The 23,436-nt window shown below is 45.7% G+C and carries 19 protein-coding genes and 1 pseudogene; 9 read left to right on the top strand and 11 right to left on the bottom strand.

Annotated features, from left to right (window positions below; translation table 11 throughout):
* The coding region (locus L5M38_RS17975; protein WP_263148818.1) for a transposase at positions 1-174 on the bottom strand (174 nt) is incomplete at its 3' end.
* Positions 175-287: 113 nt separating this feature from the next.
* Here L5M38_RS17975 and L5M38_RS17970 point away from each other — a divergent pair.
* Positions 288-554, top strand: coding sequence for a sensor histidine kinase (locus L5M38_RS17970; protein WP_411569312.1), 267 nt, complete (start codon positions 288-290; stop codon positions 552-554).
* A 670-nt stretch (positions 555-1,224) separates the two neighbouring features.
* Positions 1,225-1,821, top strand: a complete 597-nt coding sequence (trmY, locus tag L5M38_RS17965; protein ID WP_006086220.1) for a tRNA (pseudouridine(54)-N(1))-methyltransferase TrmY — start codon at positions 1,225-1,227, stop codon at positions 1,819-1,821.
* Positions 1,822-1,903: 82 nt separating this feature from the next.
* On the opposite strand, the gene L5M38_RS17960 is transcribed toward trmY, so the two are convergent.
* Complete coding sequence (locus L5M38_RS17960; RefSeq protein ID WP_263179877.1) at positions 1,904-2,770, bottom strand: LysR family transcriptional regulator; 867 nt, start codon at positions 2,768-2,770, stop codon at positions 1,904-1,906.
* 117 nt (positions 2,771-2,887) lie between these two features.
* On the opposite strand from L5M38_RS17960, the gene L5M38_RS17955 reads away from it, so the two are divergent.
* Positions 2,888-3,994, top strand: a complete 1,107-nt coding sequence (locus tag L5M38_RS17955) for an NADH:flavin oxidoreductase/NADH oxidase (protein ID WP_263179876.1) — start codon at positions 2,888-2,890, stop codon at positions 3,992-3,994.
* A 312-nt stretch (positions 3,995-4,306) separates the two neighbouring features.
* Here L5M38_RS17955 and L5M38_RS17950 read toward each other — a convergent pair whose 3' ends face one another.
* A complete protein-coding gene (locus L5M38_RS17950; RefSeq protein ID WP_263179874.1) occupies positions 4,307-6,094 on the bottom strand; it encodes a DUF3413 domain-containing protein in 1,788 nt (595 codons plus the stop codon).
* Positions 6,095-6,160: 66 nt separating this feature from the next.
* Positions 6,161-6,379: a YejL family protein gene (locus tag L5M38_RS17945; RefSeq protein ID WP_011847036.1), complete on the bottom strand. Its 219-nt coding sequence runs from the start codon at positions 6,377-6,379 to the stop codon at positions 6,161-6,163.
* A 77-nt stretch (positions 6,380-6,456) separates the two neighbouring features.
* Between L5M38_RS17945 and yejK the strand changes: the two genes are divergently transcribed.
* On the top strand, positions 6,457-7,485 hold the full coding sequence (gene yejK, locus L5M38_RS17940) for a nucleoid-associated protein YejK (protein WP_006081997.1): 1,029 nt from the start codon (positions 6,457-6,459) through the stop codon (positions 7,483-7,485).
* Positions 7,486-7,641: 156 nt separating this feature from the next.
* On the opposite strand, the gene L5M38_RS17935 is transcribed toward yejK, so the two are convergent.
* Positions 7,642-8,640, bottom strand: coding sequence for a cytochrome-c peroxidase (locus L5M38_RS17935; protein ID WP_263179873.1), 999 nt, complete (start codon positions 8,638-8,640; stop codon positions 7,642-7,644).
* Positions 8,641-9,096: 456 nt separating this feature from the next.
* On the opposite strand from L5M38_RS17935, the gene L5M38_RS17930 reads away from it, so the two are divergent.
* Positions 9,097-9,969 carry a 6-carboxytetrahydropterin synthase gene (locus L5M38_RS17930; RefSeq protein WP_028759687.1) on the top strand — a complete coding sequence of 291 codons (873 nt, stop codon included), beginning with the start codon at positions 9,097-9,099 and terminating at the stop codon, positions 9,967-9,969.
* 379 nt (positions 9,970-10,348) lie between these two features.
* Positions 10,349-11,206 carry a M23 family metallopeptidase gene (locus L5M38_RS17925; RefSeq protein WP_113940609.1) on the top strand — a complete coding sequence of 286 codons (858 nt, stop codon included), beginning with the start codon at positions 10,349-10,351 and terminating at the stop codon, positions 11,204-11,206.
* Between the two features lie 154 nt (positions 11,207-11,360).
* Here the strand turns inward: L5M38_RS17925 and L5M38_RS17920 are convergent, their stop codons facing one another.
* The 3 genes from L5M38_RS17920 to L5M38_RS17910 form a co-directional block, all read right to left on the bottom strand.
* The gene (locus tag L5M38_RS17920) at positions 11,361-11,621 is read right to left on the bottom strand and encodes a DUF5062 family protein (protein ID WP_006081993.1); all 261 of its coding nucleotides are present in this window, start codon (positions 11,619-11,621) and stop codon (positions 11,361-11,363) included.
* 292 nt (positions 11,622-11,913) lie between these two features.
* On the bottom strand, positions 11,914-12,615 hold the full coding sequence (locus L5M38_RS17915; RefSeq protein ID WP_263179872.1) for a VOC family protein: 702 nt from the start codon (positions 12,613-12,615) through the stop codon (positions 11,914-11,916).
* Positions 12,616-12,789: 174 nt separating this feature from the next.
* A complete protein-coding gene (locus L5M38_RS17910; protein WP_028759690.1) occupies positions 12,790-13,302 on the bottom strand; it encodes a murein L,D-transpeptidase family protein in 513 nt (170 codons plus the stop codon).
* Between the two features lie 172 nt (positions 13,303-13,474).
* Between L5M38_RS17910 and L5M38_RS17905 the strand changes: the two genes are divergently transcribed.
* Positions 13,475-14,332, top strand: coding sequence for an ion transporter (locus L5M38_RS17905; RefSeq protein ID WP_263179871.1), 858 nt, complete (start codon positions 13,475-13,477; stop codon positions 14,330-14,332).
* Between the two features lie 45 nt (positions 14,333-14,377).
* Positions 14,378-15,919, top strand: a complete 1,542-nt coding sequence (locus L5M38_RS17900) for an MATE family efflux transporter (protein WP_263179870.1) — start codon at positions 14,378-14,380, stop codon at positions 15,917-15,919.
* Between the two features lie 243 nt (positions 15,920-16,162).
* On the opposite strand, the gene L5M38_RS17895 is transcribed toward L5M38_RS17900, so the two are convergent.
* A complete protein-coding gene (locus L5M38_RS17895) occupies positions 16,163-16,360 on the bottom strand; it encodes a DUF2986 domain-containing protein (protein WP_028759693.1) in 198 nt (65 codons plus the stop codon).
* A 338-nt stretch (positions 16,361-16,698) separates the two neighbouring features.
* Here L5M38_RS17895 and yqfB point away from each other — a divergent pair, with 338 nt between their 5' ends.
* Positions 16,699-17,016 carry a N(4)-acetylcytidine aminohydrolase gene (gene yqfB / locus L5M38_RS17890; protein WP_263169822.1) on the top strand — a complete coding sequence of 106 codons (318 nt, stop codon included), beginning with the start codon at positions 16,699-16,701 and terminating at the stop codon, positions 17,014-17,016.
* A gap of 123 nt (positions 17,017-17,139) precedes the next feature.
* Here yqfB and L5M38_RS17885 read toward each other — a convergent pair whose 3' ends face one another.
* The gene (locus tag L5M38_RS17885; protein ID WP_263179869.1) at positions 17,140-20,187 is read right to left on the bottom strand and encodes an efflux RND transporter permease subunit; all 3,048 of its coding nucleotides are present in this window, start codon (positions 20,185-20,187) and stop codon (positions 17,140-17,142) included.
* Positions 20,184-23,435, bottom strand: a pseudogene (locus tag L5M38_RS17880) (efflux RND transporter permease subunit). The gene L5M38_RS17885 and the pseudogene L5M38_RS17880 overlap by 4 nt, the downstream one beginning before the upstream one ends.
* Between the last annotated feature and the right edge of the window lies 1 nt (position 23,436).

Here is a 23,436-nt window from a genome sequence, read left to right as displayed (position 1 = left end):
TGGTGTGCCACCCTGGCGTTCTAGTTTTAACTGTCTCACCCATTTATCCATAGTGGACTTACCTACGTTCATCGCCTTTGCAGCTTCGATGATGCTATGGTTTTTATCGAGGACTAATTGGGCTGCTTCAAGTTTGAATTCAGCACTAAATGTTTTTCTGGTTGTCGATCTCATGTGTTCACCTAAAGTCATCTACGAGGTAATAATATCACCTCTATTTAGGTGGCCAAAATTAGTGTGCCACTACACTCCTGGAAAATGCACGCCAGCATGCTGATCCTGGCGCTTTGACTGTAAGACTCTATAGCGTGGGGGCAAGCTGTTATCTAACCGTAGAAGATGAAGGCCCAGGTATTCCTGATGAAGCAGCAAGCTACATATTCGAGGCATTTCGCCGAGTTGATCCGTCTCGCTCTCGAAAAAGTGGTGGCAGTGGACTCGGTCTCGCAGTGGTTAAAACAATTGCTGAAGCTCACGGCGGCCACGTGGTTTGCCAGCCATCGGGCCATGGAGGAACAATATTCGTTCTTTCTTGGCCTGTTAAGGCAAGTTAAGGCTCCCCTTAACTATGTCCTGATACTGGAATTATCTATATGAACGGTGACGTGCTGAGTGATTCCTGCACGTATGGCCACCGCGTCAGAGCACATTGCTGAATCGGGAAAATGCAGGGATTGTAGGTATTCCCTAGATCCCATTGGTTGTTATCCGATATTGATTACAACTAATGGGATGTTATTTTGTTTGAATACGCTCAATTTGTTGTACTTGTAGCCTTGATATCGCATTTTCGTGTAATTGTACATAAATTGTTGAGGTAATTTAAACGTGCAAAATTACATTATTTATGTTTAAATTTAGCAGGTTATGATTAAGCGGTTCACTGTTATAGAGTATCAGGGAGTGGAGGTTCGAATCTTCTCATACCGATCAAATTAGATACTTTTTGTTAGTTTGTTTTAATCATTAAAATAACCAGCAGTTAAGTAAAACAAAACCCCGTGTTAGCATTGCTATACGGGTTTTGTTTTTTATACCTTTTCGCTGCCCATATGATTAACGCTGCTTGCGACTAAAGTTCAAGTTCGAGTGATTAGGCTGGCTTTGGCACAGCAAAAGACAAAAGGCAAAAGGCAAAAATTTTCAAGGCGAAATCGTCAATTTCACAAATTATATGCATCCGCCATTTAGCATTTAAGACATTATTGAGTAGGACATTTACCTATGCGCGCGTTTGTTTTACGAGCAAGATCAGCACCTACTGACAGTCAGTTGTTTTTGGCTTCTGTCGGCCAAGAGGCGCATACCGAGATTTTAGCTCATACCCTGATGAACACTATCTTTGTGGCTCAGTCCCATCGAAACGATGTTGTCGTTTATTTGGTGCTAGAAAGTACCCATGATTTTTCCCGCACTATCTGCTTCGATACTCGAAATATTTGCCATATTGGTGGTTTTCACGAGCAAGCTTTGCTCACTAAAATTGCCAAAGCCTTAGATATTTCTCGGGGTATGACGAAGGAGCAAACCCGTGTTGTTGACGAGGGCATTACTGTGAGCACCATCAGTTTTGAAAAGCTGGTACAGGACCTCGCGGTGGATTATCAATTGTTTATGATGGATAAGAAGGGCACTTCAATCCGTGAGCAAGAATTTGTGGGGAATCCGTGCTTTTTGCTGACCGATCATATTCCTATGCCGAAGAAAAGTTTTAATACCTTGAAACGACTCGGCGCGCAAAAGATTAGCCTAGGGCCTAAGATGTTGTTTGCTTCTCAGTGCGTGGTATTGATCCATAATGAATTGGATATTAATCAATAGCCTCTGAGTCTTATGTATCCGTTGCTAACGCTGACTATTCCTGTGGTAACGTGTGTATCGAGCCCCATTTTTTAATGGGGTTTTATATTTTCCCCTTTAAAAATGTGATCGCTTTTTGGGCTCTGCGCGATAAGGGCCATTCCGCACGATGGATAAGCCAAATGGTGTCTACAACTTGGCTGCCACATTCCACAACATAGATATCTTCTTGTCGTTCAAAGGCTTTGCGGGCGTATTGCGGGATAACCGTAAATCCTAGCCCTTTTGCTACAGGTTCGAGAATGAGGCTGATTTGGTTGGTAAATCCCTTGCAGGGGATCTCTTGAATGCCGGGGTGAGTTGGATATTTACGGCTAAGCAGCCGAGTCGCCATGGCCTCACCATCGGGATGGGAGATAAACCCTAGCCGTTGTAAATCAGCCCATTCATGTTGTTTATGGCTTGCAGGTACCACAAGTTCAAGCGGCTCTTCGGTAAAATGTGTGCTGTGAATACGAGGATCGGAAGGTTTTAAGGTTACCATGCCGATTTCATGTTCATTGGCCAACACTGAGGCCACTATCTCACTATCAGGTGCAAAACGGTGGCGAATGCTTAACGCCGGAAAGGCTTGTTGTAATTCGATTAATAGCGGAAAGAGCGTTAAACCAATGCTACCTGGAGTGATAAGGCTAATATCACCGACATTGGCATCATCATGGATCAGTTTCTGCTGTAAGCGCTTTTGCGCGCATTCAACTTCTTTGACGTAGGTCAGCAGGTTTTCCCCAATGGGAGTGATTTCAAGCTGGCGGGTGCGGCGTAAAAACAGTGTGCCGTAGGTTTCTTCTAAGCGACTGATATGCTGACTCACGGCCGCTTGGGTGATACCTATAGCTTCGGCGGTGCGGGTGAAATTGCCTTTCTCGACTAGCACGCTAAAGGTGTGTAACCACTGTGGATTTGTCATAAGAAAAATTTATCAAATCTATAATCTGTACGTGCTTTTAATTATGGCACGATAAGACTAGTCTGTCGTCATTCAGTATTCAAATACCTTTTGATCTTAATAGACACAGGAAACACCATGGCCGATCTATTTTCATCCTTCAAACTTAAAGACATCACCCTCAAAAACCGTATTGCCGTTGCGCCCATGTGCCAATATCAAGCCACGGACGGACTCATCAACGACTGGCATCAGGTGCATTACACTAGCCTTGCCCGTGGCGGTGCCGGTCTTGTTGTGGTTGAAGCCACTGCGGTTTCTCCCGAAGGACGTATTACCCCCAAATGCCTTGGGTTATGGAATGACGAACAAGCCCAAGGCCTAGCTAAGGTCGCCAGCGCGATTAAAAATGCGGGTGCTGTTGCAGGCATTCAGATTGGTCATGCAGGCCGTAAAGCGAGTGCGAATATCCCGTGGGAAGGGGATGATCATATTGCCGATGATGACGCGCGAGGTTGGCAACCGATTGCACCATCAGCTGTCGCATTTGGCGCAAACTTACCTAAAGTGCCTACCGCTATGACGATTGAGGACATTGAGCGGGTTAAAGCCGACTTTGTGGCGGCAGCAAAGCGTGCTTTAGCGGCAGGATTTGAATGGTTAGAACTGCATTTCGCCCACGGTTATTTAGCCCAAAGTTTCTTTTCAACCTATGCCAATCAACGCACCGACCAATACGGTGGCAGTGCGGAAGGGCGGGGGCGCTTTTTGTTAGAAACTATTGCCGCGGTAAGAGACGTTTGGCCATCGCATTTACCCTTAACGGCGCGATTTGGTGTGATTGAATTCGACCATAAAGATGAAGAAACACTGACGGAATCGATAACCTTGGTGAAGCAATTTAAGCAAGCTGGGCTCGATATGTTAAACGTCAGCATTTGCTTCTCGACCCCAACGGCAAATATTCCATGGAGTCCTGCATTTTTGGCGCCTATTGCAGCGCGGGTTCGTCAAGAAGTGGGGTTCCCCGTTGCGACTTCTTGGGGTATGGATGATCCACATCAAGCTAATGCGGCCATTGAAGATGAACAAATGGATTTAGTGATGATAGGTAAAGCGTTTTTAGCGAATCCACATTGGCCATATCAAGCGGCGCAAACCTTGAAAATTGAGCGCCCATCTTGGGTATTACCCGCTTCCTACGCCCATTGGTTAGCCCGCTACTCTACGGTTAAAGCCGATTGATTGTAGAGTGAGTTGATTTAAGCCTAAGCCTTAAAAAGCCGTTATCTAGAGATAGCGGCTTTTGGCTTTAGTGGCAGGTAAGATCCATCATTAAGAGGCTAGCTACAAGAGACTAGCTACAAGAGACTAGCTACAAGAGACTAGCTACAAGAGACTAGCTACAAGAGACTAGCTTCAAGATACTGGCCACGCAGCTCTTCAACCCACACAGTTAAATCCAAGCTTCGTGCATTTCGTATTCATCCAGTCGCCAGGGAATAAAAAAGCCCCAATCCTGTAGGAATGGGGCTTTTTTAACTAAGATGATGAAGCTCAGTGGTTATAGAAACGTCGACCTTCACGCATCACTTCAATCAATTCAGGCGCGCTCATTTTTTTATTGAGCCTATGTTCATAGTTTTCATCGTAAATACGATATTTACCGTGGCGGTCAATCACTGTCACTTCTGCTTCTTGATAGATAGCAAAAATACGGCTATCACCTATATAGATCCACGTTTCTTTGTCAGGTTGTAATAGGCTGCGGCCAGCGCTGTAATCTGTCGTGTTATTGGTGCAACCTAGCACGTGGGTCATTAAAGTCGGCGCAATGCCGTAATGGCTGGTGCGGTATTTGACCTTAGAAGCACCCGTATTCGGCCAGTGGATCACTAATGGCACTTTGACACTCTGTGGTGACAGGTTGCGATTAGCTTCATCACTGTTGCTGGTGAACATTTTGCCATTAACCCCAGTGATAATCACTAAGGTGTCGTTGGACACATTGGCCAGCATTGCCTTGAGTTGTTGATCGACAAAATACAGAGATTGGCGATATTGATTAAACAGTACTTTTTGCGCTGGCATCAGGTCGGTATTGGCTTTCACTGTTTCGATACCCAGAAAACCCACGGGAGTATCAAAATTTTCTGGCGCTTTTAAGTTAACGAGCGCAAACCAAGGTTTATGTTGGATGCTGTGCCACTCGTTAAAACTGGCCACTGTGTGCAAGTCGGCATCGGCGCTGCCATTGGTTTCTTTGGCTATGACAGGACTAAAGTCATTAAACATCGCCTGTGATGAACGCAAATTGAGATTGGTTTCTGGGAGGAAAAGCCCCAATTCATAGCCTGCTTGTTGAAAGCTTCTGGTCAGTAAAGGACTGGTGCTATTAAAAATTCGCGCATCGCCATAACTGCCTTGCAGGCCATAGAGTAGCGAAAACATGCCCGTTCTAAATTGGTTGCCGCCGCTGAAATGCTGGGTAAAAGATTGATTATTTTCAGTGTATTGTTGTAGGAATGGCATGCTTTTACCATCGACCATATCCGCCCGCAAACTGTCTATGGTAATCATCAACACGTTAATTTTCGTGTCGGCCTGGCAGGTGAGTGGCTGCTCTGGATAGCTGAGTACACTGGTGTTGTGATTGACGTCATCGCCTTGGTATGAACCATCGATACCGTGACTTTCCATAAAGGAGCGAGCAGTCGCGGGATAAGATAAAGGATAAGTATCGTCGAAACGGGTAATTTCTGTGATATCGGCGGCATCGGCCCAAATGTGGATCAAGTGGCTGCTGATAAAACAGATACACACTAAGGTGATAACTTTATTGCCTAAATTGAGTTTTTGGATTTTCTCTATGCGTTTCCACAAAAAGTTCGCCATGGTCAGTTCAATGGCGATGATGGCCAGCGGTGTGACGATATAAGAAGTACCACGGAGCAGGGCATTGAGATCCGCCCAAGCTAAATCGAAGGCGAAGGGGCTCAAGTGCATGCCGTAATCGGCGTAAACAATGGTATCGTACAATAAGATACAAAGACTTAGGGTCGCGATCACCGCCGCGACGCCTCTTAATATCTTCGAATAAGGCAATATCAAGGTCAGTGGAAATAGGCAGATCAAATAGGCGATAAAGGCGAGAAAGCTAAACTGACCAATAGTGCTGACGCTTAGATAAACCCAGCCATACCAAGTTTCTGGATAACCCACGCTGCCAAGATATCGGCTGCCGACTATCATGGCTAATAAGCCATTGAAGAAGGCGAACCAATGTCCCCAGTTGATGAGCCGGGAAACCCGATCGCGGCTCATTTGCTTTTTTCGCTCGACCATAGTGATCCGCTTATTCCTAAAAGGCCTTGTATCTTATATTCTTTTGATGATTATTACCCAGTTAACTTACTGGGATTTAACCGATTGTGCGAGTGCTTTTGCAAATTGTTCGGCCACGGCTTGGCGCGATTCGCTGGGCACTTTACGTTCTAGCAGGTTAGTCACGCAGTTACCCAATGCCATCAGGCTCAGGTCAGTCGGTGCTTTATGCTTTTCTAACACAGCCAATATTTCGGCGATTAATGATTCAACTTGGGTGTTTGAGTATTTCGATTGGATTGCCATAATCAAAAAATGTTTCACTTTGGAATGGATTAGCGGCATATAATAGCGGATTTATCCCAGTATCACTATCAGGGCTTATGAGTATTAACATCGAACACGCAATTATTCACGAGATTTCTCAGGACAGTCAGGGGCAATTACGCTGCCGTTTGCGTCCTCAACCTCTGCTGAACGGTCAGGCGGTCGAGGTGATGCTCGACGAGTTGCATCAGACATATACGGGAAAGGCCGGTAAAGGTTTTGGCTATTTTGGTATTCACGGCGACGACGGTGAGGCGAATCCTGCTTTTGCCAATGCGCTAACTCAATACCGTGGCGGCGATTTAGGGTTTGTGGAGTTTTCCGGTCAAGCCAGTAAATTGCTGCAAGAAGAATTGTCAAAGTACGACTTCAGTCAAGGCGGTTTCCTGTTGATGTCTTGCTATACCAGCATCACCAGCGATTATTTGTTTGTGGCTTTATTAAGTGCGAAGTCGTCAATGACAGTATTAGACGATATGGAACTGTCGCAAAATAACCACTTGGATTTAAATAACATCCAACTCGCGGCACGTATCGATTTAACCGAGTGGCAAGCCGATAAGGATTCTCGCAAGTATATCTCCTTTATCCGTGGCCGCGCGGGACGTAAAGTCGCCGACTTTTTCCTCGACTTTATGGGCTGTGTAGAAGGCGTCAACACTAAGGCGCAAAACAAAACCTTAATGAATGCGGTTGAAGATTTTGTTGCCAGTAGTGAGTTGACGAAAGACGAGCGTCAGCAGTGCCGTAATAAAGTGTTTGAATATTGCAGTGAGCGTTTCGATGAAGGCGCTGACATTGAGATCAAAGACTTGGCCGATGAGTTAGCCGATCAAGGTATGGACTCCTTCTATGATTTTGCCCGTGGCGGCAGTTATGATCTCGATGAAGAGTTTCCGGCCGATAAATCGACCCTGCGCCAATTGAAGAAGTTTTCTGGTACAGGTGGCGGCGTAACGTTAAGTTTTGATGGCGGCCACTTAGGTCAACGGGTGATTTACGATCCCATCTCGGACACGATTTTAATCAAAGGTGTGCCAGCAAACTTAAAAGATCAGCTTGATCGTCGTCTTAAAGGCGAATAGCACTTAATTAATCCATCGTTTTTAAGCGAAAGAATAACCAAAGGCCGAGAGTTTTTACTCTCGGCCTTTTTGCTAACTAAGTCGCGCTGACTTAGTGTCTATGCTAAGTGAGTACAGCTAAGTGAGTACTTCTTAGTCAGTGACTCGTCGCCTATGTTAATTATTGGAGCTAAATGGCACTGGACGTGGCGTATCTTTATTCGATGGTGGCAAAATAGGTAGCGTGATTTGCGGCTGATCGCCCGTTAAGGACTCAAGGAAGGCGACCATTTCTTTCACTTCTTGGTCAGAGAGTTTTTGCCCTAATTGAATGTCTGCCATGGTATTCACCGCTTCTTCCAAGGTCCAGACGCTGCCATCATGGAAGTAGGGATAGGTGAGTTCAATATTGCGTAGTGTCGGCACTTTAAACACATATTTATCAGCTTCTTTACCAGTGACGCCCTTACGACCTTCTGCTGGGTTATTGGTGTGGAACGGTTTGATGAGTCCCATTTTCATATACATAGTTCCACCGACAGCGGGGCCGTTATGGCAACTCACGCAACCTTTATCCTTGAAGAGTTGGTAACCCGCTTTGGCATTCGCGCTTATGGCCTCTTGCTTGCCCAGAAGAAATTGATCGAAGGGGCTATTAGGGGTAACTAAGGTTTTTTCAAAGGTGGCAATCGCATCGGTTAAACGGTCAATTGTGACTTTTTCATCGCCATAGACCTTGGCGAAGTGCGCTCGGTAGGCAGGCATAGAGGCGATAGTTTCAGTTGCGAGTTCATGGGTAAAGCCCATCTCTTTCGGGTTGGCGATAGGGCCCGCGGCTTGTTCTTTCAAATCACTGGCGCGACCATCCCAAAATTGAGCCAGCATAAAGTCGGCATTAAGCACTGTGGGTGAGTTAATTGGGCCTTCCTGCCAATGATGACCAATGGACGTTGGCAGAGCATCGACACCACCAGTGGATAAATTATGGCAAGAGTTACAAGAGATAAAGCCAGATTTAGACAGTCTGGGTTCGAAGAACAGCATTTTACCTAATTCAACTTTTTCAGGCTCAGTGATCTTGGCTGGGGTAATCACTTCAATGGGTTCTGCACTGATAGCATGGGTACTGGCTAATATACCTGCGATGAAAATGGCGATAGATGTAAGTTTGGTCATCTTATTTCTCCCTGTATAACCTTGGTTTTTGTATGGTTTAACAGGGATGCTAGCGGTTAATGATGCTGAGTGATAATGCTTTGTTTCGATTGGGTCTATCGCTGTTGCGGATTAAGCTTTTGCGATCTAATTCGCTGTTTTTACGTTGTTATTTTGCTAGGTTGAGTGGTATTTCTGTTAAGGCTTTATCTGTTAATCGACAAGGTCGATGCATTGTTGCTTTCTGCCTATCGGTACCTGATGGTTGCAATGAGTTGCATTGCTGGATTTTAGAAAACCTGATACAAAATATTGGGCCGAGTGGATTCATTTGTCGCGACAACAGACGGAATTGATTAGAATCTCCATTCATGTTGAGTTAACTCGTGTTGAGTGCCTCAAGTTAGCATGCTCGGCCATCGCCAAGCGGTGCTATAAAATTATATAGGTGGACTGTTTTTCTGCCGAGGAGCGTTAATGCAATTGTTTGTCAAAGATTTAACTGTGATCGATTTTTCCTATTTGTGCCCAAAGCGCGGCATGGTGGGGGAGAGTTGGATTGTTGATGTTCTGCTAGAGGGCGGATTAGACGAGCAAAACATGGTACTCGATTTTGCTAAAGTCAAACGCACGATCAAGCAAACCATAGATGCGGTGGCCGATCATCGTTTATTAGTGCCTACGGCCTGCAGTAGTGTGCGATGGCAACAGCAGGGCGATAGAGTATGGATGGATTTTGATAGTCAGTTAGGTGAAATTCATTTGGCCTGTCCTTCACAAGCCTTTGCCTTAGTGCCGACCGAAGAGATTGATATTCCCAGCGTGAATGCCTTTTTACAGAAAGCATTGCGCGAAGCTTTACCTAAGAATGTCGAAGGGATCACGCTCACCTTAAGACACGAAATACTCGATACGCCTTATTACCATTACAGCCATGGTTTACGTAAACACGATGGTAATTGTCAGCGTATCGCCCATGGGCATCGTAGTCCTATTCACGTTTATGAAAATGGCAGTCCAGCACCTAAGTGGGATGAGTATTGGGCCAAACGTTGGCACGATATTTATTTAGGCAGTGAAGAGGACTTGGTTTCAGTTAAGACCCTTAATCTTTCGCCGCAAACGCGGATAACCGATGACAGCCACTATGGCTTTCATTACCAAGCCCCCCAAGGGGATTTCCAATTGGCAATGCCAAAGGAATGCTGTGATTTAATTCCCCACGACACGACGGTTGAGTTGTTAGCCGATTATATTGCCACGACATTAGTCGCTAAAGTGCCAGGAAGTCAGTTTAAAGTGGTGGCGTTTGAAGGTGTTGGCAAGGGCGCGATCGTCGTTAAGGGATAGGCACTACGAGCTGATATAAGTGAATGGACTTAAACTATTCACCTTTTAATCACGGATTTAATAGGCCTCGGTAGATTATCGGGGCTTTTTTGTTTGTTTTGAGGATAGGCTGAACTGAGATTACGACAGGGATGTGGGTTTGCAGAATCGATTTTTATGGTGCGTTAGGTTAACGTGGCATTGATTGAATTCGGCTGCGTTTTGTGTCGCGATGAATGTATTTAGTGGGTCTTGATCCCTATTGCCCATCGATAAGGATTTTTTGAAGATGTTGGAAACTAGGATATTGGAAACTAAGATGCTGGAAAATAATAAGATGTTGAGAAATAAAGTATCGCAATTTTTATCTCACGGTGGAGCCCCCCTAAGTTCAAATCCAATGCGCTGCTTATCGGCATTATTCACTTTGGGCCTAGTGCTCATTGCGCCTCAGGTACAAGCTGAGGTGAGTTTACAGGGTAAGTTAGAGCAAGGCGCATTAATGCGGGGTCAAGCGCCAGCGGGCACTCAGATTAGCTTAAATGGTGAAGCCATCAAGGTCACGCCTGACGGTCATTTTGCCTTTGGTTTTGATCGCGACGGTGAATTGAGCCAGCAGCTAACCTTGGTTTATCCCGATGGTTTGACTGAGGTTAAGCCTTTAACCTTAACCAAGCGAGAGTACGATATTCAAAGTGTAAAGGGCATTAGCTCGAAGATTATGAAGCCCGATCCTGTCGCGCAGGAAAGAGCGGCGAAAGACACGGCGCAGGTGAAAGCGGCACGGGCAACATTTAGTGAGCAAACTGCATTTTTACAGGCGTTTATTTGGCCGCTGACGGGGCGTATTTCCGGGGTTTATGGTAGCCAACGTATTTATAACGATGTACCCGGTAATCCACACTTTGGGGTGGATGTGGCGGCGAAAACCGGCACTGTCGTGGTAGCACCCGCCGATGGTGTTATTAGTCTTTCTGTGCCTGACATGTTTTATTCGGGCGGGACTATGGTGATCGACCATGGTTATGGCGTGAGTTCGAGTTTTTTGCACTTGAGTAAGCTGTACGTCAACGCGGGTGAAGCGGTTAAGCAAGGCCAAGCTGTTGCAGAGGTGGGCGCAACAGGCCGTGCAAATGGTCCACACTTAGATTGGCGAGTGAACTGGTATCAAATGCGTCTCGACCCTACGACCATAGTGCCGCCAATGGCAACAGTGCTAGCGAATGAGAAGGCCAATAAAGCGGCCAAAAAGGGCTAGGTTCGATATTCAACTCTGGCTCACTTAAATGGCGCAATGATGCGCCATTTAATGGTGATCCTTATCGTGAACACTTAGTGGGTTGGCTTCTTTTTAGGCTAGCTTCAAATGTCTGCTTGCCAATAATCATTTTTAACCGAGTCGTCTAAAAAGATTACTTCAACAGTGGATGATCAGCAGGCAGTTGGCGGGTGATCCATAAAATCAGTTTGTGTTTCATGTTTGGCCCATCTTCTTTATCTTTGGCCAGTGGCTGAATCAAGTTGTCAGTGACTAATAAACGATAAATGCATTCCACTTTGTCTTTGGGTGAGATGCCTTTGTCGAAGTCTGCATATCCGCGTTTTTTGGCATAGCCCACGCCGATTTCCATGGCGAACTTCAATATTTGTGCTTCGTTCTTGTGTGGCTTCATTGGCGATCCTCTGTTTGCACATAGCATCCATCTACTGGACACGATAATTTGTGCCTGATGGCATCTGCAAGTTATATGTCCTAAGTTACGCTAAATATGCTGTTTTTTAGATTTAATTTTGGCGATTTTTGACAAAACTACCAAAAAACTGACCTAAAAATAACGAGAATATTGAATCTGATTAAATTGTCATCAACTCAGATGTTAACTCAGGTACTGTCGTAGGTTTTAGCTAAGGCAAGTGCCGATGAAAATCTAAGCTCAGTTTTATCTGCCTGAGTTTAAGTCTGACTTAACATTCATATACTTGTTCGCTTGCGATGACCGCTTTTATGCCATGGGGATGTACTTTAATGCACACATTGCCGCGTTTAAAGGCGATAGTTGGATTGGCTAAACGTTCTTTATCGCCTTTGGGCGAGCTCATTTTGACTTTAATCTCAGCAAGGGATGGCAAGTCTGGTAATCTTGACTGCTCTGATTCAGCTGTCTGCTCTGATTCAGCTGTCTGCTCAGATTGCGGCAATGGACTCAGTCCTAGGTTGAGTAAAGGGCGGAGTGTTGGACATAAGACCAGTAAGTCTTGGCTCAAGGTATCGCAATCTTTAGCTTTAGAATCAATAACTAATTCTATGTGCTCCCAGCCTTCCAGTGGATAAACTTTATCACTAGGATAGGGAAGCTCGACGCAGGCAATGCTAAATTGACCTAGTGTGAGTGGCGTGTCTAACTCGATGATCAGAATCGTACGGCCATTGATGATGTTGTCTGAAATGATTTTACCTATGCGGCTAAAAGCGTCTTTCAGGGCATTGGCGCTGGCGATAGAATTGACGCGAAGCGCGACATGGTCGCAAACCAGTGCTTTATCTGCTAAGTCTAAGGTTTCAAGCAAGGCTAAAATTTGTGCTTCGAAGGCTGGCCAGCCTTGGATTAATTGCTCATAGCTGAGGTTTGCACTGTGCGGCGCAACAGGCTCGTTGAATTTAGGCATAAATACTCCAAGGCATTTCTATTGGCGTTAGTTTTATCCCTTAAGTAACTGACTGAGACTATTACAACTAACATAATGCTTTTAATGGTTAAATAAAAACGCCCATTAAGCTGGGCGTGTTTGATATCGTTCAATTATCTATTTGGCATTTTGTCATCTGGATATTGGCTAAGGTTACGGCCAAATCTCAATTGGTGTTCCTTCATCGACCACTTTCCACACTTCATCCATTTCGGCGTTGGTAATCGCGATACAGCCGTCAGTCCAGTTGTATTGCTGGGCTTGTTCTGGCGGCAGTGACGACTTAGGGTTTTGGCCGTGGATCATGATCATGCCTCCGGGTCTAATGCCTAAGGCTTTGGCTCTGAGTTTATCCTCTTCATTAGGATAGGAAATATGGATCGATTTATAATAAGCACTATCTGGCTTTTTATAATCTAGGGTATAACGCCCCTGTGGTGTGCGTTGATCGCCTTCCTTTAATTTGTGTCCAGCGGGTAGGTCACCCATGGCGATGCGATATTGTTTGAGCACTTTGCCATCGCGCAATAAAGCCATACTGGATTCGGATTTAGTGATCACCACCAGATCCACTTTACCCATACCAGAGGCATGTAATTCGGGTGAAACGAGAGCCGCGATAGTCACAGTGAGAGATGTCAATGTGGAAAGTAGGGTGGCGCGCATGAAGTCCTCGAAAATAAACACAGGTTATTGGCTTTTTTCGGCATCATACCGCAATTTTATCCTACTGTGAGTAGATAATTTTGAGCTAGGTGCAATTGCATGGCAGACTCGTGGCATATTTATGCTGTAATCCCTGTGTTAGTCAGTTTGTTGCAAGGAAGTAAAAGTTTGTATGTCTGAGAATATCGAATCCGAAAGTCCGTTAAAACGTCAATTACGTACCATTATTTGTGGCACTGATACTCCCGCTGGCCGCTATTTTGATATCGCCCTCATGGTGTGTATTGTGTTGAGTGTCGGCTTAGTGTTCCTCGACACAGTAGAGATATTCCATCGCGAATACGGCCAGCTTATTTCTGTGTTGGAATGGGTATTTACCATTATTTTTACGATTGAATATGGCCTACGTTTGTACTGCGCGACTCATCCTGTTTTATATGCTCGCAGCTTTTATGGTTTAGTGGATTTGTTATCGGTATTGCCAAGTTATCTGGCGTTGCTGATCCCTGGTGCTAACTTTACCTTAGTCATCCGGATACTTAGGCTGTTTAGGATTTTCCGCGTACTCAAATTACTGCGTTATTTGAGTGAAGGAAATGTTCTACTTAGGGCGATGATGCAGTCGAGTCGTAAGGTTTTTTTGTTTTTCTTCTCGGTCAGTTTGATCGTTATGGTACTGAGTTCAGTAATGTATGTGGTTGAAGGGCCTGATAATGGTTTCAGTTCAATCCCTAAATCTGTGTACTGGACAATTGTGACTATTACTACAGTCGGTTATGGCGACATTACTCCTAAAACCGGATTAGGTCAGGCGATTGCGGCTTTTACTATGCTGATTGGTTACTCGATTATCGCAATCCCAACGGGGATTTTAACTGCCGAGATATCCCAAGAAGTAGGGCGTCATCGAGATTTACGCTCGTGCAATCAATGTCATAAGACAGGTCATGATATTGATGCCATGTATTGTAGTCGTTGTGGATGTGAGTTAGATAGCCTAGATGTGCCCGTCGATAAAGGCGTTTCCTGATGACTTCGGCGAACACTTTTTATTTTTTGTAGGTAAAAGACACATATGACGCAAGCCAAGTTTGTTGAAGGCCCCATATTACGCCATATCTTAGTGATGAGTTCGACCGCCGCGGTAGGGATTTCTGCCTTATTTGTCGTGGATTTACTGGATATCTTTTTCCTGAGCCTATTGGGAGAGCATGAACTCGCGGCGGCTGTGGGCTATGCGGGGAGTATTTCGTTTTTTACCACATCGATTGGAATTGGTTTATCGATTGCATTAGGGGCTTTAGTGTCTCGCTCGATTGGCGCAAAAGAGGTGGTGTTGGCAAAGCGCTTATTACTCAATAGCGCGGTTGTGACGACACTGATTAGTGTGCTGGTGGCAGCGGTGGTCACCACCTTCATTCCTGAGCTAGTTGCCTTAGTAGGCGCGAGTGGTCATACGGCAGAGCTTGCTGCGAGCTATTTGTATATTCTCGTGCCTTCCTTGCCTTTTATCTGTCTTGCGATGGCGCTCGGCGGGGCTTTGCGCGCCGTGGGTGATGCAAAGTTATCTATGATGTCGACCTTAGCGGGGGGCGGCGTTAATGCTGTACTCGATCCGATTTTTATCTTCATGTTCGCCATGGGGATTGAAGGCGCTGCATTGGCATCCGTTTTAGCGCGGGTGGCGGTATTTGTGATTGCCGCTCGCGGTGTGGTGGTTAAGCATAAGTTGTTAGGCCATTTTGATAAGGCACATTTTGTCGCCGATCTTAAGCCCATCTTTGCCATTGCAGGCCCTGCGATGTTAACCAATGTGGCAACTCCCATCGGAAATGCCTTTGTGACCCGAGCGATCGCCGATTTCGGTGACGCTTATGTGGCAGGCTGGGCAGTATTGGGGCGTTTAATCCCTGTGGCTTTTGGGATGATCTTTGCACTGTCCGGCGCGATTGGACCTATTGTTGGGCAAAACTTTGGCGCAGGTCAGTTTGACCGAGTACGTGAGAGTTTAACGCGAGCGATTCAGTTTTGTACTGTGTATGTGCTGGTAATGTCTTTGCTGCTGTTTATGCTTAAGTCACATTTGGTCAGTGTGTTTGATATGAAGGGCGACAGCGCTGATCTTATTCACTTTTTCTGCAGTTATATCGCAGTATTCTTTATCTTTTCGGGGATTTTATTCGTGGCGAATGCGTCCTTTAATAACCTTGGCAAGGCCAAATATTCCACACTGTTTAACGTAGGTAAAGCCACTTTAGGTACAGTGCCCTTTGTGTATTTTGGTGCGCTTTGGGGCGGGGTTTACGGCGTATTGATTGGGCAAATTTTAGGGTCTATTTTGTTTGGTACATTAGGTGTGTGGGTTGCCTATCGTTTAGTGGATAAAGTGGCGGCGCAGGCACAGTTTTCAGCCGCGCCTAATCTTGATGTTGCAAATGCTATCCCCCGCAATGTCGTACTGAGTGAGGAAGAGGAAATCGCTAATTGTGTTGCACAGAACTTACCGAGTGCGACCAATCCACTTTCATCCTCTTGCGTGCAGATGGCGCAATTAACGGAGGAGCAAGAAAATGAGCCCGTATTGCCCTATTTAGACGAGGGGAAAAAGCCTAATTGACGTTATGTGGCTTAGCTGTGCCGTGTAGAAGCTGTGGGCAAGAACGCAGATAAAAATGAGCTCTTAATAATGAGGAGCAGTCAGAAAGCTGCTAATGATAGGAATGCTGAAAAACAAAATGCCACAAGATTGCTTGTGGCATTTTGTTTGAAACGGCGTTTGCACTTCATTTAGTTAAGCTAACAATGCCAAAATACGCCGCTAAAAAACTATTCTGCTGAGCTTCTTATTCTTCGGTACTGCTTATTCTTCAATACTTGGCGTGTCTTGTTGGCCTTCGACTTGTTCAGTCGCGGCTTCTGATGCCGCCATTTTTGCGCGATCAGCCTTAGAGATGTAACCTGATTTTGCAGGTGAGCCGATAGTCACTGGGTCGACTTTATTCAGTCTGGCCTTAGCGCGTTTAGCTATTTTCTTGATGATCTTTTGTTTCTTGTTCATGACGTCTCTAATTTCGTTTCGCACCCGCTACGCGCAGGAATATGAGGCCAAGGGCTCAATTGAGGCGGGATTCTAACTCAATCTGAGCGAACTGACCATGTTTTGCTGAATTTTGTCGAAAACAACGGCTACTCTTTGGGAACTAGTTTTGCTATATGGCGTTAGCATAACAATTTGACTCAAACGGTACTGTTAGTATTTCACACGACAAATGCTGCAAATTCTGCGGTATAGGCTGTCAGTGTGGATCAAAAGCCATTATATTGCCTAGCATTATGAGTTTGAAAAATTGACTCTACTGTTCTTTTATTGCTCATATCCTGAGCCGAGGAAGATGTGTGTTATTAACTAAAATCACTTTTTTTGAGCGCTTTGAGCACGATATATTAAGTGGCACTAAAACCATTACATTGCGTGATGAAACGGAATCCCATGTGATTGCAGGTCAAACGCTTCCCGTTTCAACCTTCGAAACTGACCGCTGGTTTTGTGATATCCATATTATTGATGTCGTGCCAGTGACCTTAACTGGGCTCTCAGACATTCATGCTAAGCAAGAGAATATGACGTTGCCGCAGCTACGTAATGTGATTGCAGAAATTTATCCCGGTCTTGAGCAATTGTTTATGATCCAGTTTAGGGTTTTACCGCAGTAAAAGTATAGAGCGTAATTCGTAAAATAAAAAAGGCCGCACAGCAGCCTTTTATTACAAATTCAATGGCATACTAAGTTGTCAAAGATTGCTGAACTGTTCAAGAACATCAGCTATCCAAGACAACTAAACCGTCCAAGGTAACAGTTTTTTGGCAAAGTGATCGGCTTGGCCTAAGCGAATCGCTGCGCGGTGACGCATCCGATAAAAAGCTTGATAGCACAGGGGGACTAAGTACAAGCTAGTCACTGTCGAGAACGATAAGCCACCGATAATGGCGATTGCCATGGGGTAATATGGCGGGCCGCCGCCACCGATTTGGGTATCACCCATCGCCAGTGGGACTAATCCCAGTACTGTTGTACCTACTGTCATTAACACTGGCCGCAAACGGGTGATACACACCTCCCGAATGGTGTCAGACAATTTGTCGAGATCCGGTGTCATCTGATTGATTTGATCCACCAGAACGATACCGTTGTTTACCACAATCCCCATTAAAATCAAGATACCTATCATTGCCATCACAGAAATAGGGGTGCCTGTGATAAACAGCGCCCAGAATACACCTGTGATGGAAAATAGGATCGAGGTAATAATCGCCGTTGGTAATAGTAGAGATTCAAACAACGCCGCCATAACAATATAAATCATCGCGACAGCCAAGAGCATATTAGTCACCATCACGTTCTGATCTTCATCTTGGCGCTCGAAGCCACCACGGAGTGAATAGTCGTAACCATCGGGGAAACGGATATTTTCCATCACTTGCTTGATCTTAGTTTGCGCCTCTTCTGTGGTGAGGTTTTCTAAGTTAGCCCCAATCGACAGCGAGGTTTGGCGATTGAAGTGTTTGATAGTATCGAAGCGGGGTTGGATCTCAATCTTCGCCAGATTATCTAAGGTGTACACTCTTTGGTCGAGGCGTACTATGGGTAACTGCTTGAGTTTCTCAAGTGACTTTTGCCACTCTTTCTCATAGGCCATTTCGATGCGCAGCTCGCCATTAGGATCGTGGCGGAAGGATCGCAGCGGTGAACCGCGCAGTGCCATGGAGATACTTGAGGCAATTTCATTGAGTTTTAAATCTAACCGCGCCGCCATTTGTCTATCAATGCGGATAATCACTTCTTGCTGAGCGCCATTAAGCTCGGAGCGAACATCTTGCAATCCTTTGATATTTTGCAACAAAGGAATAACTTGCTCGCTCAAGTTAATCAGCTCAGAGGTTGAACGTCCTGTCAGTGTGACTCGCACGCCAGAGTTGTCATTGCCCCAGCCAAATTGCGGTTTGGCGATGGAATACTTAGGGAAGCCGCTACGGATTTTCTTTTTTAACTCATCCACTGATATAGGCAAATCTTTCTTTAGGAGGATCACCGATGAGCCATCGTCAGAGGCATAATAGCTGTAGACAGAATCAATATGGAATTCCTCTTTATTGTTATAAAGATACTCTTCCATTTGGTTGATCATTGCCTCAGTAACATTGAGATTATGTCGACCTTCTACTTGGTAGTTAATGTAGATTCGTTCATTGCTCTCGCTGTCTTCTTGATCCTGTTTAACCATAGATAGCGGCAGGGCGGTGGATGCGAGGATCGCTACAGCAATCACGCCTGAACGCCAAGGTCTGAGCAATACCCAATCTAGGGTATTATTGTAGAAACGTTGTAATTTACCCGCATCCTTTTCGGGTGCGATGTCAAAGTGGAACTTAGTCAACATCAAAGGGATTAAGGTTTTTGCTACCAATAGCGACGCGGCGAGTGAGATACAAATCGCAATAGCAACATGCTCTAGAAAAATGGTGATCTCGACTTTTACGCCAAAAATATTAGGTAAAAATACAATGGCGGTTGTCATTGTGCCTGCCAATACCGCCAGAGACACTTTATCGACCCCCGTCATGACTGACTCTTCATTGTCTTTAGGGTGTTTACCTTGTTTTTCCTGCAGTACGCTCTCAGTGACAACCACAGCGTTATCAATCAACATACCGACGGCGAGCAGGAGCCCCATCATAGACAGAATATTCAAGCTGTAACCGAGTAGATACATAGCGGCGAGCGTCATACCAATTGAAATAGGTACGGATGACACAACCACTAAAGTCATTTTCAAATTACGCAGGAATAAGTACAGCACTACAAAGGATAGCAGTGCACCGATTAACCCTGAAAGCAGCAAATCCATTAGTGAAGATTTTACTCCAGAGGCTTGATCCTCCATGATAAATAGGCGAATACCTTGGAACTGTTGGTCCTGCTTCGCAAGCTCAATCACCTTCATGACACGGTCTGACACTTCGACTAAGTTAGCGCCAGATTCCTTAAACACATCCAAACCCACGGCATAGTGCTTATCTAAATGTCGACCTTCGATACGTTCAGGTAGGGCAAATTGTACATCGGCGATATCGCCTAAGGTCAATCCGGGGATCAGTACTAGTGCTTTGATATCTTCAAGGTTTCTGAACTCACCCTTAGGTGAAACTTGATAAACGATACTACTGGCCCTGAGTGTACCTGCGCTCAGCACAAAGTTCTCTCTGCCGAGACGTTGTTGCAAATCTGTGGCTGAAAATCCACTGGCGGCAAGGCGGTCGGCATTGATGCGTACCTCAATTTGCTTTTGCTCAACGCCGTACAAGCTGACCTTAGAGACACCTTCAACACGTTCAAGTGGACGCTTGAGCTGTTTATCGAGTAGATCGAATGCACCTGAAAGCTCACGATCACTTGAGATGCGTATGGTGAGCACAGGCATGTCGGCGGTGGAGAATTGGCGGATAAAGACCCGCTCCACATCCTTGGGCAGTAAATGCCGCACAGCATCGATTTTTTCCCGCGCTTCTAAGCTCTTAGTGGCAACGTTTTCCCCCCACTTCATGTTGATTTCGATTTCGGCGCCTTCTTGGGAGGACTCTGATTCAAGCTCATCAATCCCACCCATAGTCGCGAGGGATTCCTCCAGCACTTTGGTAATATCGCGCTCCACTTCAGCAGGGGTCGAGCCTTTGTAAGGCACTTCCACCACTATCTGTGGGATATCGATACCGGGGAACATTTCCAGCGGTAATAGGCGACTCGAGGCGAGACCAAACAGCAAGATAGCAAAGAAGAACATGCTGGTGGTTACGGGGCGCTTAATGGCTAAACGGGTGAGGTTCATGGGCGAGCCTCCTCTACGTTTACATGTGAGCCAGTTACTGCGTATTCTTTACGGTCGAATAGGGCATAGAGCACTGGGAGCACTACTAAGGTCAGTAGTGTTGATAAACTCAGACCAAAGATCACCGTAATCGCCATCGGTGCGCGCACCTCTGAGCCATCACCTAGACCTAGCGCCATCGGCAATAAGCCTAAGGTCGTGGTGAGGGTTGTCATCATAATCGGGCGTAGGCGCGATTTAGCTGCATCGCGAATGGCATCAAGTTTTTGAGCACCTTCGCTACGCAGTTGATTGATCCGATCCACAAGCACAATCGCGTTGTTCACGACGATCCCCGCCAACATGATAAGGCCAATAAATACCACCACACTCAAATGAGTTTGGGTGATATAAAGCCCAAGTACACTGCCACCTAATGCCATAGGTACGGCAAAGAGAATAAGCAAGGGATGTAATAGTGATTCAAACTGACTCGCCATGACTAAATACACTAAGAAAATCGCTAAGATAAGGGCAATTTTGAGTGATTGGAATGAGTGCTCCATTTCCTCATTTTGACCACCAAAACGGGCCTGAACCGATGCGGGTAACACTTGTTGCGATAGTATCTGCTGCGCTTGTGCAACCGCATCGCTTAAATCACCATAGGCGAGGTTAGCTGATACGAGAGCCACACGTTGTTGGCTGATGCGGTTAATCGCAGATGGGCCTAATTGCAATGAAACTTCTGCAACTGCGCTTAATGCAATAGGTTGACTGCTATTCGGATTGATGATTAAGGCATCGATATCGCTGATTTGATCCCGCTCCGCGAGTTCACTGCGCACCAGAATATCAATCTTACGGTCACGCACTGTGTATTGACTGGCAACAGTACCACCAACACGTTGGGCAATACGGTTTGCAACCGTTGGCGCATCCATTCCTAGAGCCGCTAACCTTGCATGATCGAAACGGATACTTAGCTCAGGTTGACCATCACGTAGACTGGTGTTCACGTCGGCAAAACGCTCCGATGCGGATAATGCTTTGACGAGACTATCTGCGCTGCGTTTGAGTAAGTTTAAATCGTAACCTGTGAGCTCAATCTCTAGTGGCGTTTTAAAGCTGAATAACTCAGGTTGCTCAATTTTCGCTTCAAGTTCAGGAATACGGCGCGCAGTATCACGTAATACTTGAGTGACTGCGTTATAGGCACTGTGGTCGTTAAGCACCACTTGCAAGCGGCCCCAGTTTTCACCCCCGCGGGCAGTATCCGAAGTCATCAAACCGCCACTACCGGCTTGACTATAAGCATGTTTAACTTCGGCTCTGTCTTTAATTGACAGTGCAAGTTGCTGTAATATCTTGTCGGTTTCGCTCACAGCCGTACCCGGCGGCAGTCAGATCTCCACGTAAAACTCGCCCTGATTCATTGGCGGAATAAGCTCCGTACCAAGTCGCGGTAACAAACTAATACAAGCGCCTGTTATTGCAATCGTGAGTAACAGCGTTGCTTTCTGTTGGCGCAGCGCCGAGGCCAGAAGCTTGTAATAAACCTTCTCAATACTGTGGTAGACAAAGTTAAATGCTGAGCTTAACGGGCGCATCACTAGACCAATAAGCCATGAGAAAAAGCGGCCTAAAATCAACACTAAGCTCAGTAGTGCACTAGGTAAGTAACTAACAATTAATAGAATAGGAAAAGAAAACACAGTCGCACTATAGTGTTTAAGCTTGCCCATTTTAGTGGTGGGTTTATCCTTAGGTGTCGTTTTTATCAGCGCGGGTAAGGTTTTAAAGCCTTCACGTGATGCCAGCATTGGAATGGATGTTAACGCGACTAATAGCGATGCTAACAGCGCAAAAGTGACCGTTAGCGCTTGATCTGAGAAGAGGGCGCCGGCAATCCCATCCACGAATACTAGCGGCACAAACACCGCAAGAGTGGTGAGTGTTGAGGCAAAAATTGCGCCTGCCACTTCTTTAGTCCCCGTCACTGCAGCTTCTAATTTACTCATGCCTTCGCTACGGCAGCGGTCTATGTTCTCTAATACCACAATGGCGTTATCGACCAAGAGACCGATGGCAAGGGCAATACCACCTAATGACATGATGTTTAAGCTGATATCGGCAAAATACATCATGTTAAAGGTGGCGATGACTGAGAAGGGAATCGAGATAGAAATAATCAGTGTCGGGATGATATTACGCAAGAACAGGTAAATCACTAGCATAGATAACAAGCTGCCCATCAGCGCAGAAGAGGTGACTTCGCTGACCGCACTTTCGATAAACTCAGACTGATCGTAAATCACTTCGAGCTTATTTTGCTTAGGATCTTGATTGATTTTGGCGAGTTCATCGCGCAGTTTTTTGGCGACAGCGACAGTATTTGCATCACCTTCTTTATAAATGGCCAGTTCAATCGATTCTTGACTGCCGATGCGGGTGATATCACTACGCTCTTTGTAGGCATCTGTGATGGTAGCAACTTCGAATAAACGGACTAAAGCTTGCTCGTCGCGATAGACGATCACTTGGCCGAGTTCATCTAATGAGTTGAATTGGTTTAGCGTTCGTACTAAGTATTCGCGATCACCTTGGATCACTTTACCCGCAGAGAGGTTGATGTTTTCCTCATTAATACGACGTTTAATATCATCGGCATTGAGATTGAGCTGCGACAGTTTTTCTTGATTGAGCTGAATATGCACTTCTTGCTCTAGGCCGCCAGATAAACGCACGGCGGCGACCCCAGATAGCGCCTCTAAACGACGCTTAAGTTCTTCCTCTGCATAGGTGCGCATTTGTTTGAGATCGGCTTCAGATGCATTAGGCACAGACAGCGCGAGACGCATAATAGGGTCAAGGTTGGGGTTAAAACGCAGTAATAAGGGCTTTTTAACATCGAGCGGCAGAGCGATAGTGTCGAGTTTTTCACGTACATCTAAACTCGCCATATCCATTGTTGTGCCCCATTCAAACTCGAGCACCACATCTGACATGCCTGAGCGCGAAATAGAACTGATTTTACGTAAGCCTTTGACCACGCCAACGGCTTCTTCAATTGGTTTAGAGACGAGCTGTTCGACTTCTACTGGCGCCGCACCGTCATACATAGTGCGAATGGTTAATGTGGGATAGCTTAAGTCTGGCAGTAACTTCACCGCTAAGCGGGAAAATCCCACCATACCGAATAAAATCACCGCCAGCATGAACATCCACACCGTGACTGGCCGTTTAACGGAAGTGCTGATAATTGACATG

Source organism: Shewanella sp. SM101 (assembly GCF_025654465.1).
GTDB classification, from domain to species: domain Bacteria; phylum Pseudomonadota; class Gammaproteobacteria; order Enterobacterales; family Shewanellaceae; genus Shewanella; species Shewanella oncorhynchi.
The sequence above is the reverse complement of the archived record's forward strand: the minus strand, read 5'-3'. Positions and strand labels throughout refer to the sequence as shown.